Annotated in this window: 19 protein-coding genes; 8 read left to right on the plus strand and 11 right to left on the minus strand. The window is 74.8% G+C overall.

The features are described 5' to 3' along the window. Positions 1 to 546 precede the first annotated feature (546 nt). Complete coding sequence (locus tag ACZ6ZI_RS17905) at positions 547 to 996, plus strand: PTS sugar transporter subunit IIA (RefSeq protein ID WP_363056021.1); 450 nt, start codon at positions 547 to 549, stop codon at positions 994 to 996. Positions 997 to 1,071: 75 nt separating this feature from the next. Further along, complete coding sequence (gene ptsP / locus ACZ6ZI_RS17910; protein ID WP_363056022.1) at positions 1,072 to 2,742, plus strand: phosphoenolpyruvate--protein phosphotransferase; 1,671 nt, start codon at positions 1,072 to 1,074, stop codon at positions 2,740 to 2,742. Positions 2,743 to 2,835: 93 nt separating this feature from the next. Here the strand turns inward: ptsP and ACZ6ZI_RS17915 are convergent, their stop codons facing one another. Both ACZ6ZI_RS17915 and ACZ6ZI_RS17920 read right to left on the minus strand, forming a co-directional pair. After that, positions 2,836 to 3,792, minus strand: a complete 957-nt coding sequence (locus ACZ6ZI_RS17915; RefSeq protein WP_469521699.1) for a hypothetical protein — start codon at positions 3,790 to 3,792, stop codon at positions 2,836 to 2,838. Between the two features lie 67 nt (positions 3,793 to 3,859). After that, on the minus strand, positions 3,860 to 5,836 hold the full coding sequence (locus ACZ6ZI_RS17920; RefSeq protein WP_469521701.1) for an acetoacetate--CoA ligase: 1,977 nt from the start codon (positions 5,834 to 5,836) through the stop codon (positions 3,860 to 3,862). A 211-nt stretch (positions 5,837 to 6,047) separates the two neighbouring features. Here ACZ6ZI_RS17920 and ACZ6ZI_RS17925 point away from each other — a divergent pair, with 211 nt between their 5' ends. Both ACZ6ZI_RS17925 and ACZ6ZI_RS17930 read left to right on the plus strand, forming a co-directional pair. Continuing rightward, complete coding sequence (locus ACZ6ZI_RS17925) at positions 6,048 to 8,495, plus strand: glycoside hydrolase family 31 protein (protein WP_469521704.1); 2,448 nt, start codon at positions 6,048 to 6,050, stop codon at positions 8,493 to 8,495. 121 nt (positions 8,496 to 8,616) lie between these two features. Beyond that, complete coding sequence (locus ACZ6ZI_RS17930; RefSeq protein ID WP_469521707.1) at positions 8,617 to 9,168, plus strand: hypothetical protein; 552 nt, start codon at positions 8,617 to 8,619, stop codon at positions 9,166 to 9,168. A 13-nt stretch (positions 9,169 to 9,181) separates the two neighbouring features. Here the strand turns inward: ACZ6ZI_RS17930 and ACZ6ZI_RS17935 are convergent, their stop codons facing one another. Further along, on the minus strand, positions 9,182 to 9,691 hold the full coding sequence (locus ACZ6ZI_RS17935) for an NUDIX domain-containing protein (protein ID WP_469521710.1): 510 nt from the start codon (positions 9,689 to 9,691) through the stop codon (positions 9,182 to 9,184). Between the two features lie 23 nt (positions 9,692 to 9,714). Between ACZ6ZI_RS17935 and ACZ6ZI_RS17940 the strand changes: the two genes are divergently transcribed. From ACZ6ZI_RS17940 to ACZ6ZI_RS17950, 3 genes are all read left to right on the plus strand, one after another. Next, positions 9,715 to 10,479, plus strand: coding sequence for a M15 family metallopeptidase (locus ACZ6ZI_RS17940; RefSeq protein WP_469521713.1), 765 nt, complete (start codon positions 9,715 to 9,717; stop codon positions 10,477 to 10,479). 80 nt (positions 10,480 to 10,559) lie between these two features. Continuing rightward, positions 10,560 to 11,033, plus strand: coding sequence for a Zn-ribbon domain-containing OB-fold protein (locus ACZ6ZI_RS17945; RefSeq protein ID WP_469521716.1), 474 nt, complete (start codon positions 10,560 to 10,562; stop codon positions 11,031 to 11,033). Continuing rightward, positions 11,030 to 12,220, plus strand: coding sequence for a lipid-transfer protein (locus ACZ6ZI_RS17950; protein ID WP_469521719.1), 1,191 nt, complete (start codon positions 11,030 to 11,032; stop codon positions 12,218 to 12,220). The genes ACZ6ZI_RS17945 and ACZ6ZI_RS17950 overlap by 4 nt, the downstream gene beginning before the upstream one ends. 328 nt (positions 12,221 to 12,548) lie before the next feature. Here the strand turns inward: ACZ6ZI_RS17950 and ACZ6ZI_RS17955 are convergent, their stop codons facing one another. From ACZ6ZI_RS17955 to ACZ6ZI_RS17970, 4 genes are read right to left on the minus strand one after another with little or no spacing between them, the layout of a single operon-like run. After that, on the minus strand, positions 12,549 to 13,175 hold the full coding sequence (locus tag ACZ6ZI_RS17955) for a GTP-binding protein (RefSeq protein ID WP_363056031.1): 627 nt from the start codon (positions 13,173 to 13,175) through the stop codon (positions 12,549 to 12,551). Continuing rightward, positions 13,156 to 13,608 carry a DUF742 domain-containing protein gene (locus ACZ6ZI_RS17960; protein WP_363056032.1) on the minus strand — a complete coding sequence of 151 codons (453 nt, stop codon included), beginning with the start codon at positions 13,606 to 13,608 and terminating at the stop codon, positions 13,156 to 13,158. The genes ACZ6ZI_RS17955 and ACZ6ZI_RS17960 overlap by 20 nt, the downstream gene beginning before the upstream one ends. A 10-nt stretch (positions 13,609 to 13,618) precedes the next feature. Beyond that, positions 13,619 to 14,056: a roadblock/LC7 domain-containing protein gene (locus ACZ6ZI_RS17965; RefSeq protein ID WP_363056033.1), complete on the minus strand. Its 438-nt coding sequence runs from the start codon at positions 14,054 to 14,056 to the stop codon at positions 13,619 to 13,621. Continuing rightward, positions 14,053 to 16,890 carry a sensor histidine kinase gene (locus ACZ6ZI_RS17970; RefSeq protein WP_469521725.1) on the minus strand — a complete coding sequence of 946 codons (2,838 nt, stop codon included), beginning with the start codon at positions 16,888 to 16,890 and terminating at the stop codon, positions 14,053 to 14,055. Before ACZ6ZI_RS17970 ends, ACZ6ZI_RS17965 begins: the two co-directional genes overlap by 4 nt. 366 nt (positions 16,891 to 17,256) lie before the next feature. Between ACZ6ZI_RS17970 and ACZ6ZI_RS17975 the strand changes: the two genes are divergently transcribed. Next, positions 17,257 to 17,643 (plus strand): hypothetical protein, encoded by a 387-nt coding sequence (locus ACZ6ZI_RS17975; RefSeq protein ID WP_363056035.1) that lies wholly within the window; start codon positions 17,257 to 17,259, stop codon positions 17,641 to 17,643. Between the two features lie 83 nt (positions 17,644 to 17,726). Here ACZ6ZI_RS17975 and ACZ6ZI_RS17980 read toward each other — a convergent pair whose 3' ends face one another. The 4 genes from ACZ6ZI_RS17980 to ACZ6ZI_RS17995 all read right to left on the minus strand — a co-directional run bounded on the left by ACZ6ZI_RS17980 (position 17,727) and on the right by ACZ6ZI_RS17995 (position 25,053). After that, positions 17,727 to 22,376 carry a hypothetical protein gene (locus ACZ6ZI_RS17980; RefSeq protein WP_469521728.1) on the minus strand — a complete coding sequence of 1,550 codons (4,650 nt, stop codon included), beginning with the start codon at positions 22,374 to 22,376 and terminating at the stop codon, positions 17,727 to 17,729. Positions 22,377 to 22,442: 66 nt separating this feature from the next. Then, complete coding sequence (locus ACZ6ZI_RS17985; RefSeq protein ID WP_363056037.1) at positions 22,443 to 23,342, minus strand: hypothetical protein; 900 nt, start codon at positions 23,340 to 23,342, stop codon at positions 22,443 to 22,445. Then, positions 23,339 to 23,506 carry a hypothetical protein gene (locus tag ACZ6ZI_RS17990; protein ID WP_469521731.1) on the minus strand — a complete coding sequence of 56 codons (168 nt, stop codon included), beginning with the start codon at positions 23,504 to 23,506 and terminating at the stop codon, positions 23,339 to 23,341. The genes ACZ6ZI_RS17985 and ACZ6ZI_RS17990 overlap by 4 nt, the downstream gene beginning before the upstream one ends. Beyond that, positions 23,503 to 25,053 (minus strand): hypothetical protein, encoded by a 1,551-nt coding sequence (locus ACZ6ZI_RS17995; protein ID WP_469521734.1) that lies wholly within the window; start codon positions 25,051 to 25,053, stop codon positions 23,503 to 23,505. Before ACZ6ZI_RS17995 ends, ACZ6ZI_RS17990 begins: the two co-directional genes overlap by 4 nt. Positions 25,054 to 25,111: the final 58 nt, after the last annotated feature.

The following is a 25,111-nucleotide window of genomic DNA, read 5'->3' on the forward strand; positions in this document are numbered from 1 at the left end:
TTGAGTTCTCAAGGAACGGACGCTTCCTTTGTACTCACCCTCTCGGGCTTTCCTCCGGGCTTTCGTTCTGTGTTCTTGCGTTTCCGACTCTATCAAACTCTTTCGGGCCCGATTTCCTCGGCGCTTTCGAGGTTCTGCGCTTTCGCGCTTTCCCTTTCCAGCGGTTCCGACTCTATCAGCGTTCTTTGGTCTCTCCGACCACTCGCCGTTTACCGAAAGGGCATACGGAATGAGCGGCAACCGGAGATCCGGATGATCACTGCTTGAGAAGGAGTCCCGTCCACCGACTGTTCGCGAGTTGTTCACGCGGCACGTCCTGGCGGGAGTCACGACAGTACAGCGCCGGTGGTGCGCAGGCAAATCGATTCACGCGTATGGTCTAGTCCACCGGTCTAGTCCACTAGTCTCCGTGCCAAAGGGCCAGCCCGGATCGGGACCAACATCGGGCGAACCCGAACATCCAGTGACATATCCTTCTGACGAGTACGCCGTTCGCGACACGTAGTGACGGCGACACGATGAAGCCCCACCCCCTGGGAGGCCCCCATGACCAGCGTCTCGTCCCCACTTGCCGGGCGTGCCATCGGACTCGCGGCTGTGCCGGATCCGGTGTTCTCCGGCGCGATGGTGGGACCGGGCACCGCCATTGATCCCGTGCGCGAGCCCTCGGAGGCGGTGGCCCCCGTCGACGGTGTGGTCGTCTCCCTGCACCCCCACGCGTACGTCGTCGTCGACGGCGAGGGCCACGGTGTGCTCACGCACCTCGGGATCGACACCGTCCAGCTCAACGGCGAGGGCTTCGAGCTCCTCGTGAACAAGGGCGACACCGTGACCCGCGGTCAGGCCGTCATCCGCTGGAACCCGCAGGCCGTCGAGGAAGCCGGCAAGTCGCCGATCTGCCCCGTCGTGGCACTGGAGGCCACCGCCGATTCCCTCGGCGACGTGAACGAGGACGGCGACGTCAAGGCCGGGGACGTTCTCTTCAGCTGGCGCTGACACGTCCGCCCCGTACGGGCGGGTCGGACATCCACCGCGGCGGCTGGGCCCGCCGCTCAATCGGAGACGGGTGAAATGGAGACAACGCTGCGAGGCGTCGGCGTGAGCCACGGTGTGGCGATCGGCGAGGTGCGGCACATGGGTACGGCGGTCCTGGAGCCGCCGGCCAAGCAGATCACCGCGGACGAGGCGGAGCGCGAACAGGGGCGCGCCCGTCAGGCCGTCGAGGCGGTGTCGGCCGACCTGATCGCGCGCGGCCAGCTGGCCGGTGGCGAGGCTCAGCACGTGCTGGAGGCCCAGGCGATGATCGCCACGGACCCCGAGCTGATGGCTGACGTGGACCGGCGCATCGCCGTCGGCAGCACCGCCGAGCGCGGTGTCTACGACGCCTTCGCCTCCTACCGCGACCTGCTCGCGGGGGCCGGCGAGTACATGGCGGGCCGTGTGGCGGACCTGGACGACGTGCGCAACCGCATCGTCGCCCGGCTGCTGGGCGTGCCGATGCCGGGCGTTCCGGACAGTGACGAGCCGTACGTGCTGATCGCGCGGGACCTGGCCCCCGCCGACACCGCGCTGCTCGACCCCGCGCTCGTGCTCGGGTTCGTCACGGAAGAGGGCGGTCCGACCAGCCACAGCGCGATCCTCGCGCGGGCGCTGGGCGTGCCGGCCATCGTGGCGCTGCCGGGTGCCGGCGAGATCGCCGAGGGCACGGTCATCGCGGTCGACGGCAGCACCGGCGACCTGTTCGTCGAGCCGACCGCGGAGAAGCGGGCCGAGCTGGAGGCCGCGGCCGCCGAGCGGAAGGCGGCGCTGGCCTCCTCCTCCGGTCCGGGCGCGACTTCCGACGGTCACAAGGTGCCGCTGCTGGCGAACGTCGGCGGTCCCGCCGACGTGCCGGCGGCCGTGGAGGCCGGGGCCGAGGGCGTCGGCCTCTTCCGGACCGAGTTCCTCTTCCTGGACGACAGCAAGAAGGCGCCGTCCGAGGAGAAGCAGATCGAGTCGTACCGCAAGGTGCTGGAGGCGTTCCCCGAGGGGCGCGTCGTGGTGCGCGTGCTGGACGCGGGCGCCGACAAGCCGCTCGACTTCCTGACCCCGGGCGACGAGCCGAACCCGGCTCTGGGCGTCCGTGGTCTGCGCACCCTGCTGGACCACCCGGAGGTGCTGCGCACGCAGCTCACCGCGCTGGCCAAGGCCGCCGAGGGGCTGCCGGTCTACCTCGAGGTCATGGCGCCGATGGTGGCCGACCGGATCGACGCGAAGGCCTTCGCCGACGCCTGTCGTGAGGCGGGGCTGCGGGCGAAGTTCGGCGCGATGGTGGAGATCCCCTCCGCCGCGCTGCGGGCGCGCTCGATCCTGCAGGAGGTGGAGTTCCTGTCGCTGGGGACCAACGACCTCGCGCAGTACGCCTTCGCCGCCGACCGTCAGGTGGGCGCCGTGTCCCGGCTCCAGGACCCGTGGCAGCCGGCGCTGCTCGACCTGATCGCCATGTCGGCCGAGGCCGCCAAGGCGGAGGGCAAGAGCTGCGGTGTCTGTGGCGAGGCCGCTTCGGACCCGCTGCTGGCGTGCGTGCTGACGGGTCTGGGTGTCACCTCCCTGTCGATGGGTGCCGCCTCGATCCCGTACGTGCGGGCGACGCTCGCCAAGTACACGCTGGCGCAGTGTGAGCGGGCGGCTGCCGCCGCCCGCGCCGCCGACACGGCGGAAGAGGCCCGTGTGGCCGCGCAGGCGGTGCTGTCCGGCGAGTAGCCGGGCGGCGTGATCGCCGATCGAGGGGCCTTCGCCGGTGGCGGGGGCCCCTCGGTCGTTTCCCGTGCCCGGTGCCGGGGTGCCGGGGTGCGGTTACCTCCCGTGGTGGGGGTCGGGGAGGTCCACCTCGTAGCCGGGGGCGTGGGTGACGCCGGGTTCCGGGGGGACGGGTTCGCCGGTGTCGGCGTCCGTGCAGTAGGCGTCGAACACGGCCGCCGCGGTGAGCGGGAGCAGGCGGCCCCGGTCGAGGCGCCAGCCGTGGACGCGGTCCTCGAATCCCTCGGTGGTGCTGCGCAGGACCAGTCCCCCGGGGCCGCCCAGGGCGAGGCCGGCGGCGAGGACGGCGGTGAAGTCGAGGGCCTCGCGGCCGTCGACGTGCGGGGGCGCGTCGGGGGTGCCCGGGGTGTCGGGGACCCGGGCGTGCAGGACCGCGACGAGTTGTTCCTCCCTGGCCGGGACGCTGCACACCAGGTGGTGGTGGCCGGGGCCGGCTCCGGCGAGGAGGCGGCGGAGCAGTTCGGCGGCCCGTTCGAGGCAGGCGCGGCCGATGTCGTGGCCGCAGTCGGCGCAGGGGCCCGTGGTGGCGAGCAGGGTGGTCGCGTACTCCTGGGTGGTCTGGCGGACGGCTTCGTCGACGAGGAGCGTGAGCAGCTCGGCGATGGGTTGGCCGGTGTAGGGCAGGGCGGCGGCGGACGCGGCGAGTTCGGCGGTGAAGCGGGTGCGGGTGCCCGCGCTGTCGGGGTCGAGGCCGTGGTCCGCGCAGTAGTCGGCGTATGCGTCGGGGTCGAAGAGGGCGACGGTGGTGTGGATGCCCTGGGCCGCGAGGGAGCGGAGCAGGGCGTCCATGTGGTCGAGGTAGTCGGTGTAGTCGTCGTGGTGGTCGAAGTCGAAGCTGCGGTAGTCCCGCATGGCCGCGAAGTCCCCGGCGTCGACGAGGAGGCCGACGGTGCCGGCGACCTCGCGGCGCAGCTCACGGCGCCGGGAGGCGGTGTGCTTGGTGCGGCGAGGCGAGGCGGGTGGTGTGTCCGGCGTACCGGGCGTGCCCTTCATGGTTCCCCCTGAGTGGTGCGAGCATCGAAACGGCTTACTCACTCAGAGTAATCACGGGCACTGACAGTCACTTCCGGGTGCGGGCGAGCTCCTCGTAGAAGGCGAGCAGCTCGGGGCGGTCGACGGAGCCGGGGTTGACGGCCTTGTCCATCGGGGTGCCCTGGAGGAGGCGCTTGACGGGGACCTCGATGCGCTTGCCGGTGAGGGTGTGCGGGACGGCCGGGATCTCGATGATCTCGTCGGGCACGTGGCGCGGGGAGAGCTGCTCGCGGATGGTGGCGTTGATCTTCTTGCGGAGCTCGTCGTCGAGGGCGGTCCCGGGGGCGAGGTGGACGAACAGCGGCATCCAGTAGCCGCCGTTCGGCTCCTCCAGGCCGATGACGAGGGATTCCTTGATCTCGGGGAGGCGTTCGACGGCCTCGTAGATGTCGGCGGAGCCCATGCGGACGCCCTGCCGGTTGAGGGTGGAGTCGGAGCGGCCGTGGATGACGACGGAGCCGTGGTCGGTGATCGTGATCCAGTCCCCGTGGCGCCAGGCGCCGGGGAACATCTCGAAGTAGCTCTCGCGGTAGCGGTCGCCGTCCGGGTCGTTCCAGAAGTGGATCGGCATGGAGGGCAGCGGTGCGGCGACGATCAGTTCGCCGACCTCCCCGGTCAGGGGCTTGCCGGCGGGGTCCCAGGCCTGGAGGTCGGTGGCGAGGGAGGGGGCCTGGAGTTCGCCGATGTGCACGGGCAGCGTGGGGACGCCTCCGGCGAAGCAGCTGCACACGTCGGTGCCGCCGCTGACGGAGGCGATCCACAGGTCCGCGGCGACCTCGTCGTGGAGCCAGCGGAAGCCGTCGGGCGGGAGCGGGGAGCCGGTGGTGGCCACGCACTTCACGGCGGAGAGGTCGAAGTCGCGGGCCGGGTGGACCTCGGCCTTCTTGCAGGCCATGACGTAGGCGGCGGAGGTGCCGTAGAGGGTGGCGCCGGTGCGCTCGGCGATCCGCCACTGGGCGCCGGTGTCGGGGAAGCCGGGGCTGCCGTCGTAGAGGACGACGGTCGTGCCGGTGAGCAGGCCGGAGACGAGGAAGTTCCACATCATCCAGCCGGTGGAGGTGTACCAGAAGAAGCGGTCCTCCGGGCCCAGGTCGCAGTGCAGGCCGAGCTGCTTGAGGTGCTCCAGGAGGATGCCGCCCTGCGACTGGACGATCGCCTTGGGGACGCCGGTCGTGCCGGAGGAGTAGAGGATCCACAGCGGGTGGTCGAAGGGGACGGGCTCGAAGACCGGCTCGGTGTCGTTCGAGGTCAGCTCGGACCAGGGGCGGGTGCCCTCGGGGGCGGGGGTGCCCAGGAGCGGGATGTGGACGACGGCCTTGAGCGAGGGGAGCTCGGCGCGCAGCTCGGCGACGGTCTCGCGGCGGTCGTGCTCCTTGCCGCCGTAGCGGTAGCCGTCGACGGTGAAGAGGACCACCGGCTCGACCTGCTGGAAGCGGTCGAGGACGCTGCGGGCGCCGAAGTCGGGGGCGCAGGAGGTCCAGACGCCGCCGACGGCCGCGGTGGCGAGGAGGGCGACGACGGCCTCGGGGATGTTGGGGAGGTAGCCGCTGACGCGGTCGCCCGGGCGCACGCCGAGGGCGCGCAGTTCGGCGGCGAGGGAGCCGACCTGACGGCGCAGCCCGGACCAGGTCACGGGGGTGGGCTCGTGGGTCTCGTCGACGGCCAGGAGGGCGGGCTCGTCGGCGCGGGCGCCGTCCTCGCCGGCGCGCAGGGCGTGCTCGGCGTAGTTGAGGGTGGAGCCGGTGAACCAGCGGGCGCCCGGCATGGCGCGGTCGGCGAGGACGCTCTCGTAGGGGGTGGTGAAGCGTACGTCGAACCATTCGGCGAGGGCCTGCCAGAAGACGTCGAGCTCGTCGACGGACCAGCGGTGCAGGGCCGGGTAGCCGCCGTCGGCGGGGGCGTCGAAGCGTTCGGCCGCCCAGGCCTGGAAGGCGGTGATACGGGCCGCGGCGATCCTGTCGGGGCTCGGGGACCAGAGGGGTTCCGGCTGGATGGCTGAGGTCATGGGTCGGCTCCCGGTCGAAATCTGTGGCTCGCGCTTGGTGTGCGTACGGTGCCACCCCGGCGTCGTGTGCGCGTGGCGGCTCACAGGGACGATGCCATGTGATCGACATCCGCACCAGAGCCGTCCCGGGTGGTCGCGATTGATCGTTTTCCGGGTGAACGGCAGTTGAACGCACCGCGCGCGGGCGGGGCCCGGTGGCAGGGTGATCGGCATGGACGGTCGTGAACTGGTGCGTGCGGTGAAAGAGATCGGTACGGCGCGCGGGCGGCGCGCCTGGCGCTCGGCCTGGCGGCATCGGCGGGCGGACGCGCGGGGGCTCGCGCCCCGGGGTGCGGAGCGGGCGCGGGTGCCGGGCCTGTTGGAGGGGACGCGGGAGCTGCCGGGCGGGGGGCTGCTGCGGTTCGCGCGGTCGGAGCTGCTGGTACGGGTCACCGTGGGCGGCGCCGTGTTCTGGGGCTGGGACGGGGCGCGGCCGGAGCCGTCGTACGCGGTGGTGGGCGGGGGGCCGGAGCCGGATCCGCGGGCGGTGCTGGAGCCGGACACCGGGGGTGGCTGGCGGGTGGTGTCGGAGCGGGTGACGGTGGCGGTGTCGCGGCACGGGGCGGTGGAGGTGCGGACCCCGGGCGGTGCGGTGTTGCGGCGGGAGCTGCCGCCGCGGTGGTGGGATCCGGTCGGGGCGGGCGACGGGGCGGACGCGGGTGCCGGCGGGGACGGGGTCGACGCTCCGCCCGCGGACGGGGACGGGTCGGGGGCCCCGAGCGGGGCGGGGGGCGTGCGGGTGCCCGGGGGGTCGCGGTGGGCGCAGCGGGCGGAGGTGGCCCCGGACGCGCGGTTCTTCGGGCTGGGCGGGCGGGCCTCGGGGCCCCGGCTGCGGGACGGGGAGTACCGGCTGTGGAACACCGACCCGAAGGGCGGGTTCGGGCCGGGCGCCGATCCGCTGTACATCACGATGCCGGTGCAGTTGGTGGTCGCGGACGCGGGGACGCACCTGGCGTTCCACGACAACACCTGGGACGGGCGCGTCCTGGTCCGCGAGGGCGAGGAGGGGGCCGGTTCGGGCGCCGACCGGCCGGGGTCGAGCGAGCTGCGGATGGAGGGCGGGCCCGCGCGCTGCTGGGTGTTCACGGGGACGCCGGCGCGGGTGCTCGGGGGCTGGGCGGGGCTGACGGGGGCTCCCGCGGTGCCGCCGGAGTGGGCACTCGGCTACCAGCACGCGCGGTGGGGGTTCGGGAGCGAGGCGGAGGTGCGCCGGGTGGTGGACGGGTACCGGGAACGGGGGCTCGCGCTGTCGGCCCTGCACCTGGACATCGACCACTACGACGCGCACCGGGTGTTCACCGTGGACCGGGTCGCGTTCCCCGATCTGCCCGGGCTGGCCGACGAGTTGAGGGGGCGGGGGGTGCGGCTGGTGTCGATCGTGGACCCGGCGGTGAAGGCGGGGGACGCGCTGCACGCGGCCGGATCGGCGGTCGGGCGGCGGGGTGCGTTCGTCCGGGGCGCGGGGGGCGAGGAGGTGCGCGGCGAGGTATGGCCGGGCGAGTGCGCCTACCCGGACTTCACGGACCCGGCGGTGCGCCAGTGGTGGGGCGCCCTGTACGAGGAGCGGTTCGCGCAGGGCTTCGCGGGATTCTGGCACGACATGAACGAGCCGGTGTCCTTCGTGCCGTGGGGGGACGCGACGCTGCCGAGGTCCACGCGGCACGTGCTGGAGGGCGCCGGCGGGGACCACCGCGAGGCCCACAACGTGTACGCGCTGGCGATGGCCCGCGCCGGGTGGGAGGGGTTGGTGCGGCTGCGGCCGGACGAGCGGCCGTTCCTGTTCTCCCGCTCCGGGTGGGCGGGCATGCAGCGGTACGGGGGCACGTGGTCGGGGGACGTGGAGTCGAGCTGGGAGGGGCTGCGTTCCTCGTTGGCGCTGGTGCTGGGGCTCGGGCTGTGCGGGGTGCCCTACTCGGGCCCGGACGTCGGGGGGTTCGGGGGGTCGCCCTCGCCGGAGCTGTACCTGCGGTGGCTGCAACTGGGGGCGTACCTGCCGTTGTTCCGCACGCACGCGGCGATCTGGGCGGGGCGGCGCGAGCCGTGGGAGTTCGGGCCCGAGGTGGAGCGGCTCGCGGCCGGGGTGTTGGCGGAGCGGGAGCGGCTGCGGCCGTACTTCGTGACGCTGGCGCACCTGGCGCGGCGCACGGGGGCTCCGTACGTCCGTCCGCTGTGGTGGGGGGCGCCGGAGGACCGGGTGTTGCGGGACTGCGAGGACGCGTTCCTGTTGGGGGACGCGTTGCTGGTGGCCCCGGTGTTGGAGCCGGGGTCGGACCGGCGGGCGGTGCGGCTGCCCCGGGGGCGTTGGTACGACACGGCCACGGGGGCGGCGTACGAGGGTCCCGGGCAGGTGTTGCTCGACGCGCCGCCCGGGCGGACGCCGGTGCTGGCGCGGGCCGGGGCGGTGCTCCCGGTGCGGCGGGGGGACGGGTCGGTCGGCCTGGAGGCGTGGGCCCCGGCGCGCGGGCGGACCGGTGGCGGGGTGGTGGTGCGGGATCCGGGGCCGGGGTTCGCGGCGGGCACGGTGGAGCGGTACGCCGTGCGGTGGGCGGGAGCGGCGGTGGTGGTCGAGGACGAGGCCGGGGCGGTGGTGGAGGGGGTCGACGTACGGGGGCTCGCGTAGCGGCGGCGGCGCGGGAGGCGGGCCGGGCGCGTCCGGGGCGTATAGGGGGGCGGTAGGCGGGTGGGGCACCCTGCCGGCGGCGCCGAGGGGGCGCCGTGGACCGTGGGGATCGGAGTCAGTGGTGGTCATGTTGAGCGCGGCGCGGCCGTACGCGATGATCCGGCGGCCGGGGGCGGGCCGCCGGGACCCGGCGCCGGGCGCCGAGGTCGTCGGGACCTGGCAGCTGCTCACGGTGTGGGCGCTGCTGCTGGTGACCGGGGGTACGGCCGGCGGGTCGTTCGCCGCGCTCGGGGTCGGCGCGCTCGTCTGGGCGGCCGCCGGGTTCCTGCACGGGTGGCTGCTGGTCAAGCCGCTGGCGTTACTGGGGCGCCTGACGGCGCGGTGGTGCGCGTGGCCGGAGCCGGTGGCGCTGGGCGTGCTGACGGTGGCGGTGTCGGCGGCGCCGGCGTGGCTGGTCCACTGGTGGCTGCGGACCCTGGCGGGTGCGCCGCCGGGCTTCGGCCGGGTGTGGGCGCTGGCGACGGCGGGGGCGGTGCTGCCGCTGGCGGCGGGCGCGCTGCTGCGCGGGCGCGGGGTCGCCGTCCGGGTGTTGTGGGTGCGGGGCGCGGTCGTCGCGTGCACGACGGTCGGGGTGGTCGCCCTGGCCGCCGTGGTGCGCGATCTGCCGTTGTGAGGGGCGGGCGGGTCTACGCGTAGCGGCCGGAGAACCAGGACGCGGCGGCGCGGGTGTGGAGGGGGAAGGCCAGTTCGGTCGGGGCGCGCAGGACGTGCCAGCCGGTGGTCTCGTCGGTCGCGGTGGACGGGGGCAGGTCGGCGGTCGGGCGCGGGGGCAGGAGGCCGAAGACGAGGAGGTGGCCCGCCGGGGAGCTGAGCACGTCGGCGAGGGAGACGTTCTCGGCGGGGGCCTCGATGCCGGTCTCCTCGCGCAGTTCGCGGACGACGGCCTCGCGCCAGTCCTCGCCGAAGTCGACGAACCCGCCGGGGAGGGCCACGCCGCCGAGGGCGGGTTCGATGGTGCGGGTGATGACGACCAGTCCGGTGCCGTCGGCGTCGTCCACGGGGAGCAGGGCGACGGCCACCGGGAGCGGGTTGCGGTAGGAGACGGCTCCGCAGGCGGCGCAGGCGCGCGGCCAGTCGGTGGTGTCGAACCGGTTTCCGCAGGTGGGGCAGTGCGCGTTTCCCGTGTCGTGAGGCATGCGGTGATGCTATGCCAAGGGGCATGAGGATGGTGGTGGTGGCGGCGGTGCTCGTCGCTCTGGTGGTGCCTTCGTCCGGGCCCGTCGCGCCCGCGACCGGTTCGGCCGCGACCGGTTCGGCCGCGACTCGTTCGTCCACGACCGGTTCGGCCGGGCCGGGGCGGGACGCGGGGTTCGTGGCGTTGCGGGACGTGGATCCGGGGATCGCGCAGGACATCCGGTACGCGGGGACGCGGAACTTCACGGGTGGGGTCGTGGACGGGTACGCGGAGCCGGTGTGCCTGTTGACCCGTCCGGCGGCGCGGGCGTTGCGGCGGGCGCAGCGGGATCTGCTGCGCCGGGGCTACGGGTTGAAGGTGTACGACTGCTACCGGCCGCAGCGGGCGGTGGACCGGTTCGTGCGGTGGGCGGCCGAGCCGGACGATCCGGCGACCAGGGCGGAGTTCCATCCGGACGTCGACAAGGGCCGCCTGATTCCCGAGGGTTACATCGCGGAGAGGTCCGGGCATTCGCGCGGCGCCACCGTGGACGTCACGCTGGTGCGGCCGTTCGGCGGGCGGGAGGTGGACATGGGAACCCCCTTCGACTTCTTCGGTCCGCCCTCGCACACGGACAGCGGGGCGGTGTCCGAGGCGGCCCGCGCGCACCGTCGACTGTTGCGGGGGGTGCTCGGCGACGCGGGATTCGTGAACCTGCCCGAGGAGTGGTGGCACTTCACGCTGCGGCCCGAGCCCTTTCCCGACACGTACTTCGACTTCCCCGTCGCCGTCGCCTCCGTGCGGCCGTGATCGCGCGGAAGTCGCCCGTCGAGAACCCGTGCCAGGGAAGCCCGCCCGTGACAGACTTCTGACGATCCGTCAGAAGTCTGATGAGGGAGGGGCCCGTGGAACGCACACGCACACCCGTCGTGAGCGGGTGGTTCACCGAGGAGGCACCGGACGGCGGCGGCTTCCGCCTGCTCGGCACCCGGTGTTCGGCCTGTACGGCGGTGTTCTTCCCGCCCGAGGGGGCGTACTGCCGCAATCCGCGCTGCCCCGGCGGCGGCGAGCTCGCCGAGGTGCCGCTGTCCGCGCGCGGCCGGGTCTGGTCCGTGACGGACGGCCGCTATCGGCCGCCCGCCCCGTACGTGTCCGATCCGGCGGCGCCCTGGGAGCCGTACACCCTGGTGGCGGTGGAGCTGGAGGCCGAGGGGATGGTGGTGCTGGGGCAGGCGGAGCCGGGGCTGACACCGGCGGACCTGGCCGTCGGCACCGAGGTCGAGGTGGGGCCCGGGGTCCTGCACGAGGACGGCTCCACCCTCTGGACGACCTGGCGGTTCCGGCCGGTGGGAGGGGCCCGGTGAGCGGGGACGTCGCCGTCCTGGGGGCGGGCATGCACCCGTGGGGCAAGTGGGGCCGCAGTTTCGTCGAGTACGGGCGGGCCGCCGCGCGGGCCGCGCTCGCCGACGCCGGCCTGGAGTGGACCGACGTACGGTCCGTGGTGGGCGCCGACACGGTGCGCGGCGGCTACCCCGGCTACGTCGCCGGGGCCACCTTCGCGCAGGCGCTCGGCTGGCAGGGCGCACGGGTGACCAGCGTGTACGCGGCCTGCGCCTCGGGGGCCCAGGCCATCGGGACCGCCCGGGCCCAGATCCTCGCCGGGCTGGCGGACGTGGTGCTCGTGGTCGGCGCGGACGCCGCGCCGAAGGGCTTCTTCGCCCCGGCCGGGGGTGAGCGGCCCGACGATCCGGACTGGCTGCGCTTCAGGGTGCTGGGCGCCACGAACCCGACGTACTTCGGGCTGTACGCGCGGCGCCGCATGGCCCTGCACGGGGACGACCTGGAGGACTTCGCGCTGGTCAAGGTGAAGAACGCGGCGGCCGGGGCGCTCAACCCGAACGCCCGCTACCGCAAGGAGGTCACCGCCGAGGAGGTCGCGGCCTCGGCGGTGGTCGCCGATCCGCTGCGGCTGCTGGACATCTGCGCCACCTCCGACGGGGGCGCGGCGCTGGTGCTGAGCAGCATGGCGTTCGCGCGGGCGCGCGGGGTGGCGGACCCGGTGCGGATCCGGGCGGTGTCGACGGTGACGCCCACGTATCCCCGTACGGTGTTGGACCTGCCGGACATCGCGACGGACTGCTCGGTGACCTCGCCGGGCGCGGCCGGTTCGTTCCGGGCGTCGATCGCGGCCGCGGCCTACGAGGAGGCCGGGGTGGGGCCGGGGGACCTGTCGTTGGCCGAGGTGTACGACCTGTCGACCGCGCTGGAGTTGCAGTGGTACGAGGACATCGGCCTGTGCGGGGAGGGCGAGGGTGCGGGGCTCGTACGGAAGGGGGCGACCGCGCTCGGCGGGCGGATCCCGGTGAACCCGAGCGGGGGGCTGGCCTCGTTCGGGGAGGCGGTGCCGGCACAGGCCATCGCCCAGGTGTGCGAGCTGACGTGGCAGCTGCGGGGTACGGCCGGGGCGCGGCAGGTGCCGGGGGCGCGGGTCGGCATCACCGCGAACCAGGGTCTGTTCGGGCACGGTTCGGCGGTCGTCGCGGTGCGGTGACGGACGTGACGGTGGCGGACCCGGTGGCGGCGGACGTGCCGGCGGCGGACGGCCGTCGGCGGCTGCCGGACGCCGGCCGGACGCCGGCCGGACGACCCCGGGACGGCGGCCGGGGCGGGGCCGCAGGGGCCGTGAACAGGGGCTGTTGTCACCGCTCTTGACGACCCCCGGCGGCGGGTTCACACTCTCCCCACAGTCCCGCGCCGTGACCGGGACCCCGTGTCCCCCCATGTGAGCCGCGGCCCGTACCCCAGTCGGCGGGGGTACGGGCCGCCTCCATGTCGCGGGCCGTCACGGGAGGGGTGTCGACCCCCGGTCCCGGCGGGCCTCAGGCCCTGGCGGCGAGGCTCGCGCGGCGGGCGCGGGCCAGCGACATCGCGTGTTCCACCACCCCGACGAGCACGTCCTTGACCGACTCCCGGTCGCGGGCGTCGCAGAGCAGCACCGGCACCTCGGCGTCGAGGTCGAGCGCCTCGCGGACGGTCACCACCGGATGGCGGGCGGCCCCGTCGAAGCAGTTGACGGCTACGACGAAGGGGATGCCGCGCCGTTCGAAGTAGTCGATCGCGGCGAAGCAGTCGGCGAGCCGTCGGGTGTCGGCGAGCACGACGGCCCCCAGCGACCCCTGTGCCAGTTCGTCCCACAGGAACCAGAAGCGGTCCTGACCGGGCGTGCCGAAGAGGTAGAGCACCAGGTCCTCGCGCAGCGTGATGCGGCCGAAGTCCATGGCGACGGTGGTGGTGCTCTTGCCCTCCACTCCCCCGGTGTCGTCGATGCCGACGCCCGGTTCGGAGAGCCGTTCCTCCGTGCGCAGCGGGCGTATCTCGCTCACCGCGCTGACCAGGGTGGTCTTGCCCACCCCGAAGCCGCCCGCGACCAGGATCTTCAGGGTCAGCGGCTCGACCGGCGACACGGCATGCATCGCGCCGGTGCGGCTAGAGCGCCCGAAGGCCATCGATCACCTCACGCAGTATGGATTCGTCGGGCAGTTCGGCCGGCGGTACCGGCCGGGTCACGTGGACCAGCTCGTCGGCGACGAGGTCGCCGATGAGGACCCGGACGACGCCTATGGCGAGGTCCAGGTCGGCGGAGAGTTCCGCCACCGACTGGGGGCGTTCCCGGCACAGCCCGAGGATGTGGGCGTGTTCCGGGGACAGGGTCATGTCCCAGACCGGATCGTCGGCCGCCGGCTCGGCGACCACCAGGGCGATCAGGTCGAGGCGGTGTTGGCCGGCGTGGCTGGTCCGGCCCCGGGTCATCGCGTAGGGACGCACGACGGGACCCGCCTCGTCGTCGAACCAGCTCGGGTGGCCGGCCTCGGGCGTCGCGTCGGGGACGCCCGGGGTGCCGGGGTCGCCGAGGGGGTGGTCCTGGCCTGGGTCGCTCATGCCGTCCGACTCACCCTCCGGCGGGCAGCCCGGTGCGCGGGGCGGTCGCCAGGTGGTCGCCGACGCGCTTGACCATCAGCGTCATCTCGTAGGCGACCTGGCCGACGTCGGAGTCGGCGTCCGAGAGCACCGCCAGGCAGCTGCCGTCGCCGGCGGCCATGACGAAGAGGAAGGCCTCGTCCAGTTCGACGACGGTCTGGCGGACGCGGCCGGAGTCGAAGTGCCGGCCGACGCCCTTGGCGAGGCTGTGGAAGCCGGAGGCCACGGCGGCCAGGTGCTCGCTGTCCTCCCGGGTGAGGTCCTTGGAGCTGCCGGTCGGCAGGCCGTCGCCGGAGAGGACGACCGCCTTGCGGATGCTGCCGACCTTGTCGACGAGTTCGTCGAGGAGCCAGTTGAGCGGGCCGGAGCCCCGGCCCCGGGTGTCGTTTCCGGTCTGCGGTGCGGTCATCGACCGTCCCCTTCGTTCTCGTGCGCGCGGCCGTCGGCGGCGGAGGTGCCTGCCCCGGTCTCGGACTGCTGCTGTGCGTGCTGCTGGTTGCGGCCCGCCGTCCAGCCTCGCTGGAGGGCGGACATACGCGTACGTACGTCCTCCGCGTCGCGGTCGGCGACCGACTCGGCGGGGGCTTCGGCCGCTGCCGCGGCCGGGCCGTTCTTGAGCTGGGGGGCGAGGTTCGCCTGTCGGACCCGGCGGGGCAGCCCGCCGGGGGCCGGCGCGGCGGGCGCCTCCCCGGAGGACGATGCCTGGGATCGCGTCGGGACCTTCGCGGGGGTGGTGCGGGGTTCCACCCGGCGGCCGTGCTCGGCGACCAGGGTGGGGGTGGGGCGGCGGCGGGGCAGCGGCACGGTCCCGCCGCCGCGGGCGCCCTCGGGGCGCGCGCCGGCCGCGCGGGGGCGTTCGGCCCGGACCGGGCCGGTGGGGGCCTGCGGGTCGCGGTCGGGGCGGGGGCGGCCCGTTCCGTCGCCGCGGTCGCGGTCGGCGCCGCGCTCGCCCTTCCAGGCGCCGCGTTCGGCGTGCGGGTCGGCGTGGGAGGCGTCGCCGGCGCGCAGGCCGAGCAGGGCGCTGCGCGGGATGCCGCCGGGCGGGGTCTCGTCGTCGAGGCTGGCCATCGGGGGGCGTCCGCCGACGCCCGTGAGGCCCGCGATGCCTCCCGTGCCGTGTCCGGCCGTACCGGTGTCGTCGAGGGTGTCCAGCCCTTCCAGACCGAGGAGGCCGATGGGGCCCTCCAGCTCGACGGGGCCGTTCAGCACGCCGGTGGGCAGGGAGCGGGCGGACGGTCCGCCCGGGGCGGCGGCCGGCCGTCGCTCGGGCTTCTTGCCCGCGGGGGCCCCCTTGAGGTGCTTGGCGCTCTTGATGGTGTCCAGGCGCAGGCCGGTGCCGTTGGTGTCGGGGGCCTCGGTCAGCAGGTCCGCGGGCAGGAAGACCACCGCGGTGGTGCCGCCGTAGGGGCTGGGCTGGAGGACGACCTTGATGCCGTGGCGGCGCGCGAGGCGGCTGACGACGAACAGGCCGAGGCGGTCGGTGTCGGAGAGCTCGAAGTCGGGGGTCTCGGCGAGGCGCAGGTTGGCGTCGAGGAGCGCCTCGGGGTTCATGCCGAGGCCACGGTCGTGGATCTCCAGGGTGAAGCCGTTGGCGACGCGTTCGCCGTGGACCTGGACGGCGGTGTGCGGCGGGGAGAAGACGGTGGCGTTCTCCAGCAGTTCGGCGACGAGGTGGGTGACGTCGGCGACGGCCGGTCCCTCGATGCCGATGCGCGCCAGGCGCCGGACCTCGATGCGCTCGTAGTCCTCGACCTCGGCGACGGCGGCCCGTACGACGTCCATCAGCTGGACGGGCTTGCGCCACTGGCGGGAGGGGGCGGCGCCGGAGAGGATCACCAGGCCCTCGGCGTGCCGGCGCATGCGGGTGGTCATGTGGTCGAGGCGGAACAGGTCGGCGAGTTCCTCGGTGTCCTCGGTGCGCCGTTCCATGGTGTCGAGCAGGGTCAGCTGGCGGTGCAGCAGGACCTGGTTGCGACGGGCGAGGTTGACGAACACCTCGGAGACGCCGCGGCGCAGCTCGGCCTGCTTGACGGCGGCCTCGACGGCGGCGCGCTGGAGGCTGTTGAGGGCCTGGCCGACCTGTCCGACCTCGTCCTTCTCGAACTCCAGGTGGGGCGCCTCGGTCTCCACGTCGACCGTCTCGCCGGCGGCGAGGCGGCGCATGACGCTGGGCAGGCGGACGCCGGAGGCCTCGTGGGCGTCCTTGCGGAGCCGGGAGAGGTCGCGGATCAGGTCGCGGCCGATGCGGACGGACAGCAGGAGGGAGACGGCGAGGGCGAGGAAGCCGAGGATGCCGGCGACGGCCGCCTGGACCATGACGCCGGTGGCGATGGGCGTGACGCGCTTTTGGTAGCGGTCTCCGGCGGCGGTGCCCATCGTGGCGAGGTCGCCGAGCACCTTGTTGGCGGCCTCGTCCCACTGGGCGGCGGTGACGGCGCGGTTCGTCTTGCCGGTCCCGCCGGTGATGAACCGTTCCTCCGCGTCGCGCAGCGCCTTGGTCTCGGGGCCGCTCCAGAACCGCTCGAAGAGGGTCCGCTCGTCGGCCGGGAGGATCGCGAGGTTGAAGTCGTAGAGCAGGCGGCGGTTGGCGGCGAGGTCGGAGACGGTGCGGAGGTTCGCGGAGCTGACGTTGCCGGCGGCGAGGGCCGAGGCGATGACGGCGTCGCCGCGCGAGAGGGTCTCGCGGGCACGGGTGATGCCGACGAGGGCGCGGCCCTGCTTGTCCATCTCGACGTTCTCCAGCGCGTGGAGGTTCATCAGGAACTCGTAGCAGGGGTCGACGAGCCTGTTGTAGAGCTCCAGCGCCTGGCCCGGGTCGACGGCGTTCTGGTCGACGGAGCGGCGCAGCGCGGTGATGCCGTGGAAGGCGTCGAGGATCGTGCGCAGGCGTTGCGCGGCCTGGGGGTTGAGTTCCTCGACGACCTCGGGGTCCGTGGCGTTGGCGGTGATGTCGCGGACCACGCGGTCGGTGGCGCCCCGGCTCTTGGCGAGCTCGGTGGAGGCGGCGATCGCGCGCGGGTCGCCGAGCAGGACGAGGGTCTGGCGGCGTTCCTTCTGGATGACGCGGACGACGTCCTCGATGGGGTAGCCGACCTTGCCGATGACGTAGGCGACGTCGAGGAGCTGCACGGCCTCACGTCCGGTGAGCGCCGTGGAGAAGCCCCACAGGGCGGTCAGGGAGACGAGCGGCACCAGGAGCAACGCCACGATCTTCCGGCGGATGGACTTCCCGCGAAAGCGCATGGCCTCCCCAGCCTCCCCCAGCTCAACCCCGTTGTCAGGGTTGGTGTTCCGTCATTTAAACGGCGTGAGCCTACTACTGACACGGAGTCCCTTCGAAGGCGTGTCCGGACGTTTTCGGCCTGACCCCTGGACGAAGATCACCAGTTGTCCGATACTTCCGGTCAAGTCCGGCCCGATATGTGGCAGATGACACTCGGTGGGGCCTCGGTCACCCGACGGTCATGGATGGCTGGAATTCTTCGTTCCGGGGGGTTCGAGGGCGATGCGGATGTCCGGGATCCGGGAATCTCCGGACGCCCCCGGTCGTCTGACAGGACGTAGGGGCACGCGGGCATGGCGGTCCGCGGGGCGGGAAGTGAGCGCACCATGAGGATGTACGCGGAGGACGGCGCGGCGGACGAGGCGCCGGGGCGGGGCCTGTGGGTGGAGGAGCCGGCGCGGCGCCGGCGGATGCCCGACCCGGTGCGGACGGCGTCGGTGCGGGCGGTGTTGGTCGTGGCGGTGACGCTGACGGAGGCCACCATCACGTTCTTCCTCGCGCTGACCGGGTCCTGGCTGGCCTTCCCGATGATGCTCGGGGGCATAGCGGGCACGGTGCTGGCGACCTGGGGGGTGCTCGACGTCCTGATCACCCGGCAGATGTGGAACCAGCGCCACGGGGTCCTGTCGGAGCCGAGCAGCGCCGCCTCCCCGGGGCGGGGAGGCAAGGCGGCCCGGCGCGACTCCCGCGCCCCGGCGCCGCACCCCCGGTAGCCGACGGGGAGTGCGGGTCCGGGGGCACCGGGGCGGGCGGTCGGGCGGGGCGGCGGGCCGGGGCCGGCGGTCGGGCGCGGCGGTCAGGAGCGGCGGAACATGCGGGTCGCCGTGATCTCCCCGTGGATCGGCTCCGATTCCGGGGACTGCTGCGGCAGCCCCGGGCGCAGGTGCTCCTCCACGCTGATGTACTTCAGGCCCGCCCTCAGGTCCGCGTCGTTGCGCAGCCGGATGACCAGCGGGAACTCCGCCAGGGCGGTGGTGTCGAAGAGGCCCGTCGTGTAGAGGAGCTGGACGCCGAGCGCGTCCGAGACGGCCCGCTGGAGCTCCAGCAGGTACGTGGCGTTCGCGCGGCCGATCGGGTTGTCCAGGAAGAGCGTGCCCGCGTGCCGGTGCTTGTCCCGCCCGCGGTCGTTGCTGCGCAGCGCCGCCATCGTGCAGTAGAGGGCGATGGCGGCGGTGAGCAGCTGGCCGCCGGAGAACACGTCGCCCATCTGGCCGACGGGGACGCGTTCGGCGCGCAGCACGGCGTCGGGCTTGAGGATCTCCACCGAGATCCCCTTGGGTTCGAGGGCGGCCTGCACCCCGCGCAGCAGCAGGGACATGCCGTCGCGTCGGCCCTCGCCGAAGGAGGCGGCGCTGTTCTTCTTGACGGCCGAGCGCGTGGCCTCGTCGATGACCTCGCCGAGCCGTTCGGTCAAGGTGGCCTGGTCGGGTTCCTCGAAGCGGATCCGCAGGAACTCCTGACCCGACCACTCCCCCAGTCCCTCGGGCAGCTGGGAGAGGCGCTGCGCGGACCGCAGGGTGGCCAGCGCCGATTCGACGAGGCCGCGCAGCCGGTCGACGATGCTGTCGCGGTTGCGCTCCAGCTGGGCCAGCTCGTCGGTAAGGACCCGCAGCCGGGGCGCGAAGGCCGCCGCCCAGGCCGCCGCGTGCTCGGGCAGGGCCGAGGCGGGCAGTTCGCGGATCTGCTGGCGCGCGGGGGTGCGCACCTGCTCGTAGCGGTTGGCGTTGGCGTGGCGGACGAGGACGTCGCTCGCCTCGCGGACGGCGGCCTCGGCGGCCGACAGGTCGCCGGCGCAGGAGCGCAGGGAGCGGCGGGCCTCTGCGGCGGACTGCCGGGCCTCCTCCAGGGTGCCCGGGTGGGCCGCGGGCTCCTGCTCGTCGTCGGGGTGGGTGTGGTCGCGCAGCAGGTCCCGCAGGAGGGCCGCGGTCTCGTCGAAGCCGCCCGCGCCGTCCTCGGCGGCGCGGTGGGCCCGCAGCAGGTCCGCGTGGGCGGCCCGGGCCGATTCCACGGCGGCGGAGTGCGCGGCGAGCTGGGCGGTGACGGTGCGCAGCAGGCCCTGGGCCTGCTCCACGTCGGTCGGGACGAGTTCCTCGGGCAGCTCGGTGTGGGCCCCGCCGTCGGTGGGGGCGAGGCGTTCGGCCTCGCCGCGCAGCCGGCCGAGCTGCTCGCTGGCGGTGGAGGCCCGCGACTCCAGCATCTGGACGAGGGCCTCGGCTCGGGCGGCCGCGGCCTGTCGGGAGGGGCCGTCGGCGCCGTCGGTGCCTTCGAGGAGCTGGGCGGCGCGGGTGCGGACCTTGTTGGTGAGGCGGTCGAGCTCGGCGAGGGCGGCGCTCTCGTCGCTCTCGGCGCGGGCCTGTTCGGCGCGCAGGTCGGCGCCGACGCCGACCTTCTCGTAGAGGCGGGAGGCGGCGCGGTAGGCCTCGCGGAGGTCGGGCAGCGGGGCCCTGGGGGCGGTGTCGTCCTCCGGGAGGGCCTCGGGGGCGCCGGCGATCTCGGCGCGTTCGGCGCGCAGGGCGCGGGCGGTGCGGTGGGCGTCGTCGGCGGCGCGCTGGGCGGCGCGGCGGTCCTCGTCGGCGGCGCGGGCCCGGTCGAGGCAGACCTCGGCGCGGGCCTCGGACTCGGCGGCCTCCTCGACGAGCTCCCGGACGCGGGCCTGCCGGCCGGGGCGCTCGCGCAGGCGGTGGGCGAGCCCGGCGAGGGCGTCGGCGGCGCGGCGGGCGCGCTGGGCGGTGTCCTGGCGCTCGTCGCGTACGCGGCCGGCGTCGGCGGCGGCCTCGTCGGCCTCGGCGCGGACGGTACGGGCCTCGGCGAGTTCGGCGTCGGTCTCGGCGGCGAAGGCGCGGGCGGCCTCGGCGTGCCGGGCGAGCTCGGCGAGCCGGCCGGGCGGGCAGCCGGTGCGCCAGGAGGCGAGGCGTGCGGACAGCTCGCGGTCGCCGGACAGGCGGGCGGCCAGCTCGCGGATCTCGGTGTCGCGGGCGCTCGCGCGGGCGCGCAGGGCGCGGCGTTCCTCGTCGGCGGCGCCCTCGTCGTGCATGGCCGGGTTCGGCGAGACGATGAAGACGTCGGAGGCGGCGGGATCGCCGTGGGCGGGCGGGGCCGGCGCCAGCAGGGCGGCGGCGGTGCCCACCGCGACGGTGGAGCGGGGCAGCAGGGCGGCCGCGGAGAGGACCTCGCGGGCCCGGGCGTGGGTGTCGGGGTCGGTGATGACGACGCCGTCGACGAGTTCGGGGCGGGCGGCGAGGACGGCGGCGTGGTCGGCGGGGTCCACGGACTGGGCGAGGTAGCGCCAGCCGGGCAGGGCCGGGATGCCGTGTTCGCCGAGGTGTTCGACGGTGGCGAGGACGTCGGGGCCGGGCGGCAGCAGGCCGCCGTCGCCGAGGGCACCGAGGATGCGGGCGTCGTCGGCGGCGGCGGTGCGCAGGTCGAACAACTGGCGTTCGGCGGCGGCGACGTTGTCGGTGAGCAGGGTGCGCAGCTCGTCGGCGCCCCGGTCGAGGTCCTCGGCGCTCAGCCCGTCGGAGGCGGTCTCGGCGGGCTCCTCGGCGCGCGGGCCGGGTACGGCGGCGTCGGCCGCGCCGGACGCGTCGGACGCCGGGGGCGCCGCGGGCAGGCCCAGCAGCTCGGCCAGGCGCGGGGAGGCGGCGAGGGAGGCGGCGGTACGGTACTCCGCCGCGTGGGCGGCCTCGGCGGCGTCGGCGGCGTCGGCGGCCCGTGCGGCGGTGAGTTCGGCGCGGGATTCCGCGGCGGCGGCCGCGCGGGCCGCCTCGGTCGCGGTGCGGGCCACCTCGCGGGAGGCGTCCCAGGCGGCCACGGCGGTCTTCTCGGCGTCACTGGCGGCGAGGGCGGCGCGGGCCGGGTCGGCGTCGGGGGCGGTGTCGTCGAGCCATCCGGCGCGGACGGCCTCGGCGGTCTCCTGCTCGACCTCGGCGAGGCGGGCGCGCAGGTGCTCGGCCTCGCTGCGGGCGCGCTGGGCGGCGGTCGCGGCGGCGGTGGCGTCGCGGTGGGCGCTCTCGCCGACGGACTGGAGCTCGGCGGAACGCTCCTCCTCCTCGTGCGCGGCCCGCTCGCCCAGTTCGGCGGCGGTGTGCAGGGCCCGTACGAGGGCGCCGGCGGCCGTGGCGCGCGCGGCGAGCGCGGGCGCGGCGTCCCGTTCGGCGTCCAGGATCGCGGCGGCGACGCGGGCGGAGCGGTCGGCGGCGGCGCGGTGGCGCAGTACGGTCTCGGCGGCCTGCCAGGCGGCGTGCAGGGTGCGCGCCTCGAGGAGTTCGCGGCGCTGGGCGGCGGCGGCCCTGTCCGCGACGGTCAGGGCCAGCGAGGCGTGCCGGTAGGCCAGTTCGGCGGAGACGGCGGCGCTGCGGGTGCGCTGCGCTTCGGCGGCGGTGACCTCGTGGGCGGCGCCGGTGACCCGCTGGGCGAGGTCGGCGGCGCGGCCGCGTTCCTCGGCGGCGCGGGCGGACAGCCGGCGGGCGAGGGTGCGGGTGCGGCGTTCGGCGCCGGCGTGGACGTCGCGCAGCCGGGAGCGGGTCTCGGCGGCCTCGACGATGCGGGTGAGGAGGTCCACGGAGCCCGCGGTGAAGTCGCGTTCGGCCATCAGCTCGGCGCGCCGGCCGAGCTTGTTGCCGAAGCCGTGGACGAGGTCGGCGAGACCGTCGGTGTCGCGGGTGTCGGTGACGGCGCGCAGCAGCAGGTCGGTGAAGTCGGAGTCCTTCTTCACCGCGAACAGGCCGGCGGCCTCGCCCTCGTCGGCGTTCATCTCCCGCTGGTAGCGGAAGAGTTCGGGGTCGAGGCCGAGTTCGGTGAGGTGTTCGTTCCAGCGGTCGTGGATCTCCTCGAAGTACACCTCCAGGTGCGGGTAGGCCTTGCCGGCGTCGGTGAGGGCGTCGCGGAAGCCCTTCATGGTGCGGCGGCGGCCCTGGGCGCCGGAAGCGCCCTCGACGGGCGGGCGTACGGAGGTGGCCTCGGCGACCGGCAGGCTGTCCAGGCTCAGACCGGGGCCGGGGCGGAAGGAGTACCAGGCCTCGGCGAACTTGCGGGGGTCGTTGGAGACCTGTCGGCCGCGCCATTCGCTGACCTTGCCGACGACGACGCACTCGCCGGTCTGGGTGTGCTGCCACTCCAGGGCGACGTGGCCGCAGTCGTCGGCGAGAAGGAACTTGCGCAGGACGCCGGAGCTGGCGCCGCCGAGGGTGTTGCGGTGGCCGGGGAGCATCACCGAGAAGATCAGCTTGAGGAGGACGGACTTGCCGCCGCCGTTCTCCAGGAAGAGCACGCCCGCGGGCGCGGGGCGCCGGGGCGGGCCGGTGGGCTCGTCCTCGAAGAACTCCGCCTGGGTGGGCGCCGGGTGGGGCACCGGCTCACCGACTCCGCGCAGGTCGAGCACGGTGTCGGCGTAGCGTGCGCCGGCGGGCCCGATGGAGTAGAGGCGGATCCGGGACAGCTCGTACATGGCGGCGGACTCTCGTTGCTTCTCGGTGTTCGCGGTGTGTCGGGGGTGGTGCGGGAGGGCGCCGGCTCAGGCGTGGAACGGCAGGCCGGCGTCGGCGGCGAGCTCCAGGTCGTCGCCCTCGGGCGGCGGCAGGAGGGTGGCGGAGCCGTCGCTGACGGGGACCACGCCGAGTTCCAGGAGTTCGGCCATGGCCGCGCTGCCCGCCATGTCGCGGACCTGGAGCTGGTAGCGGGGGGTGGTGCGGTAGGTGCCGCCCGACTCGTCGCCGGTGCGCTGGAGGAACCCGGACTCGGTGAGGAAGGCGGCGGCCTTGCCGACGATGCCGGTGGTGGAGCCGGCGAGGCGGCGGGCGTCCTTGGTGGCGCCGGTGGCGCTGCGGCGGGCGTAGACGCGCCAGGCGGCCTCCAGGCCGGGGGCGTCGGAGGCCGGGTCGGTGTTCTCGCCGAGTTCCTCGGCGCGCTCCTCCAGGCGGCGGCAGGTCTGCCGGACGAAGGAGTCGACGCCGTTGACGGTGACGCGGCCGATGTAGCCGTCGTCGGCGAGGTCCTCGGGGCGGGGGAAGGCGAGGGCGGCGACGGCGAGGTGGGCGAGGCCGTGGAGGAAGCGGTCGCCGCCGTCGGCGGCGGTGCGGCGGGCGTAGTCGCCCATGCGGACGGCGAAGACGGAGTCCTCGCCGGCGGCGACGGCCATCCCGGCGCGCGGGGAGACCTCCAGCACGACGAGGCCGAGGCCGGTGGCCACGGCGTCGGCGAGCCGGCCGAAGGCGGGTTCCTCGCGGTAGCGGCGCAGCAGTTCGGCGTACTCGGCGTCGCGGGCGGGCAGCAGCTTGGGCTGGAGCCCGAAGGAGACCAGGCGGGCCGCGTCGGCGGCGTCGGCGGGGGTGACGGCCGCGGCGGGGGCGGGTGCCACGGGGCCCGACGGTGCGTCGGGCTCGCTCCACGCGGGGTGCTCGGCGTGGTCGCTCACGGGTACGTCTCCTCGGCGGTGCGGTGCGGTACGGGTGCGGGGGGTGCGGCGGGCGGGTCGGACGGTACGTCGGCCCCGGGGGCGGCGGCTCGCGACGCGGCGGCGCCGGGAGTCCGGTGCGCCCCGGCGGCGGGCTCGGGGGCCGGGCCGGAGGGCGGGGTCACGTGGCCTCCGAGCGCGCCGCCGCCATGCCGGCGGCGTCCAGGAGGGCCGTGCCGACGATCAGGTCGGCGCCGCCGAACTCCGGGTCCTGGAGCGGGGTCCCGTCGTCGACCGCGAACAGCAGCCGCTCCTCGCCCTGCCGGTACGCCGTCCCCACCGCCGGGCTCGCCGCGTGCACGGCCAGGAGCGCCACCAGGTAGGGCAGGTCCGGATCGGAGCGGCGGGCCTCGGCGAGGAGGCCGGACAGCCGGCGCGGGGCGTCGTGCGGGAGGTCCAGGAGGGTCGTCGCGGCGGCGAGCTGCTCCTCGCTGAAGCGGCTGTCGTCCGGGGTGGCGATCAGGTCGGGCTCGGGCATCTCCACGCCCAGGTGCTCCCGCTCCAGCGGCGGGGTCAGCAGGATCTCCACCAGGTCCGCGACCCGTACCGAGACGGGGGAGCGCAGGCCGGTGCCCGCCGCGAAGAAGGCGTCGGTGACGCGGACCGCCGCTTCGAGGGGCAGCGGCAGCAGGGGCGCGACCAGCTGCCCGTACAGGTCGATCCCGGAGCGGGGGGCGGGCGCCGCGAAGGCCTGCCGGTCCTGCTCGGCGCGGAAGAGCGGGCCCGCGTCCAGCAGCCGGGACTGGAGCTGGGTGTGCCGGCGGATGCAGTCCTTGACGATGTCGACGAGTTCGGCGGCCCGGCGCTTGTTGTCGGGGTCCTCGGCCTCGTCGCGGGCCTTGCGGATGTTGGTGAGGATCGCGTTCTCGTGCCGGTAGCGGTCGGCCACGTGGTCGAGGGCTTCCGCGATCATGTCCGGGACGGCCTGGAGCCAGTCCACGGCGCGGACGTTGCGCCGCGTGGCGTCGAGGGTGCGGCGCAGGGTCTCCGCGTACTGCACGGTGCGGTAGCGGGCCTGCTCGGCGGCGAGCTGCGCGTCGGCCAGCCGGCCGCGGCTGATCAGGACCTCCAGCTTGACCTCGGCGGCGATCTGGGCGCTGGTGACGTCCGTGTCGAGGGCGCCGACGAGCACGTTGACCGCTTCGTCGGTGGTGCGCAGGTAGACGGCGCCGCCGTACCCCGGGACCTCCTCGATCAGCTTGAAGTCGTAGTCGCGGCGCACGTACACGCCGTCGGGGCCGAAGGTGCCGTAGATCGCGCGGAATCCGCGGTCCACGCTGCCGACGTTGATCAGGTTCTCCAGCACCCAGCGGGCGACCCGCTCGTGCTCGGCCGTCGGGCGGGAGGGCGCCTGCGCGGCGACGCGCGGCAGCAGCCTGGCCACTATCTGCTCGTGGTCCGCGCCGGTGTCGAAGTCCATGTTCAGCGTGACGAGGTCGATCGCGGACAGCGCGACCTCCGCCATGGCGTAGACCCCGTACTCGCCGGCCAGATTGGCCTTGCGTACGTCGAGGTCGTGCAGCGGGGCGGTGCAAGCGAGGGCGCGCAGCCGCCGGGCCAGGCCCTCGTCGGCGGCCGGGCCCGGCGCCGGGGAGGGGAGGGTCTTCGCCGGGGCTGGGAGAGTCACGACGGAAAGAGTAGGCGGTGGATCGGACAACAACCCAAACGGCATGGTTCGGCCGGATCGTCCCCGGGCGGTCAGGGGACGCGGGGCCCGCGCGGGGCGGCGT

Source organism: Streptomyces sp. NPDC103540 (genome assembly GCF_055584445.1).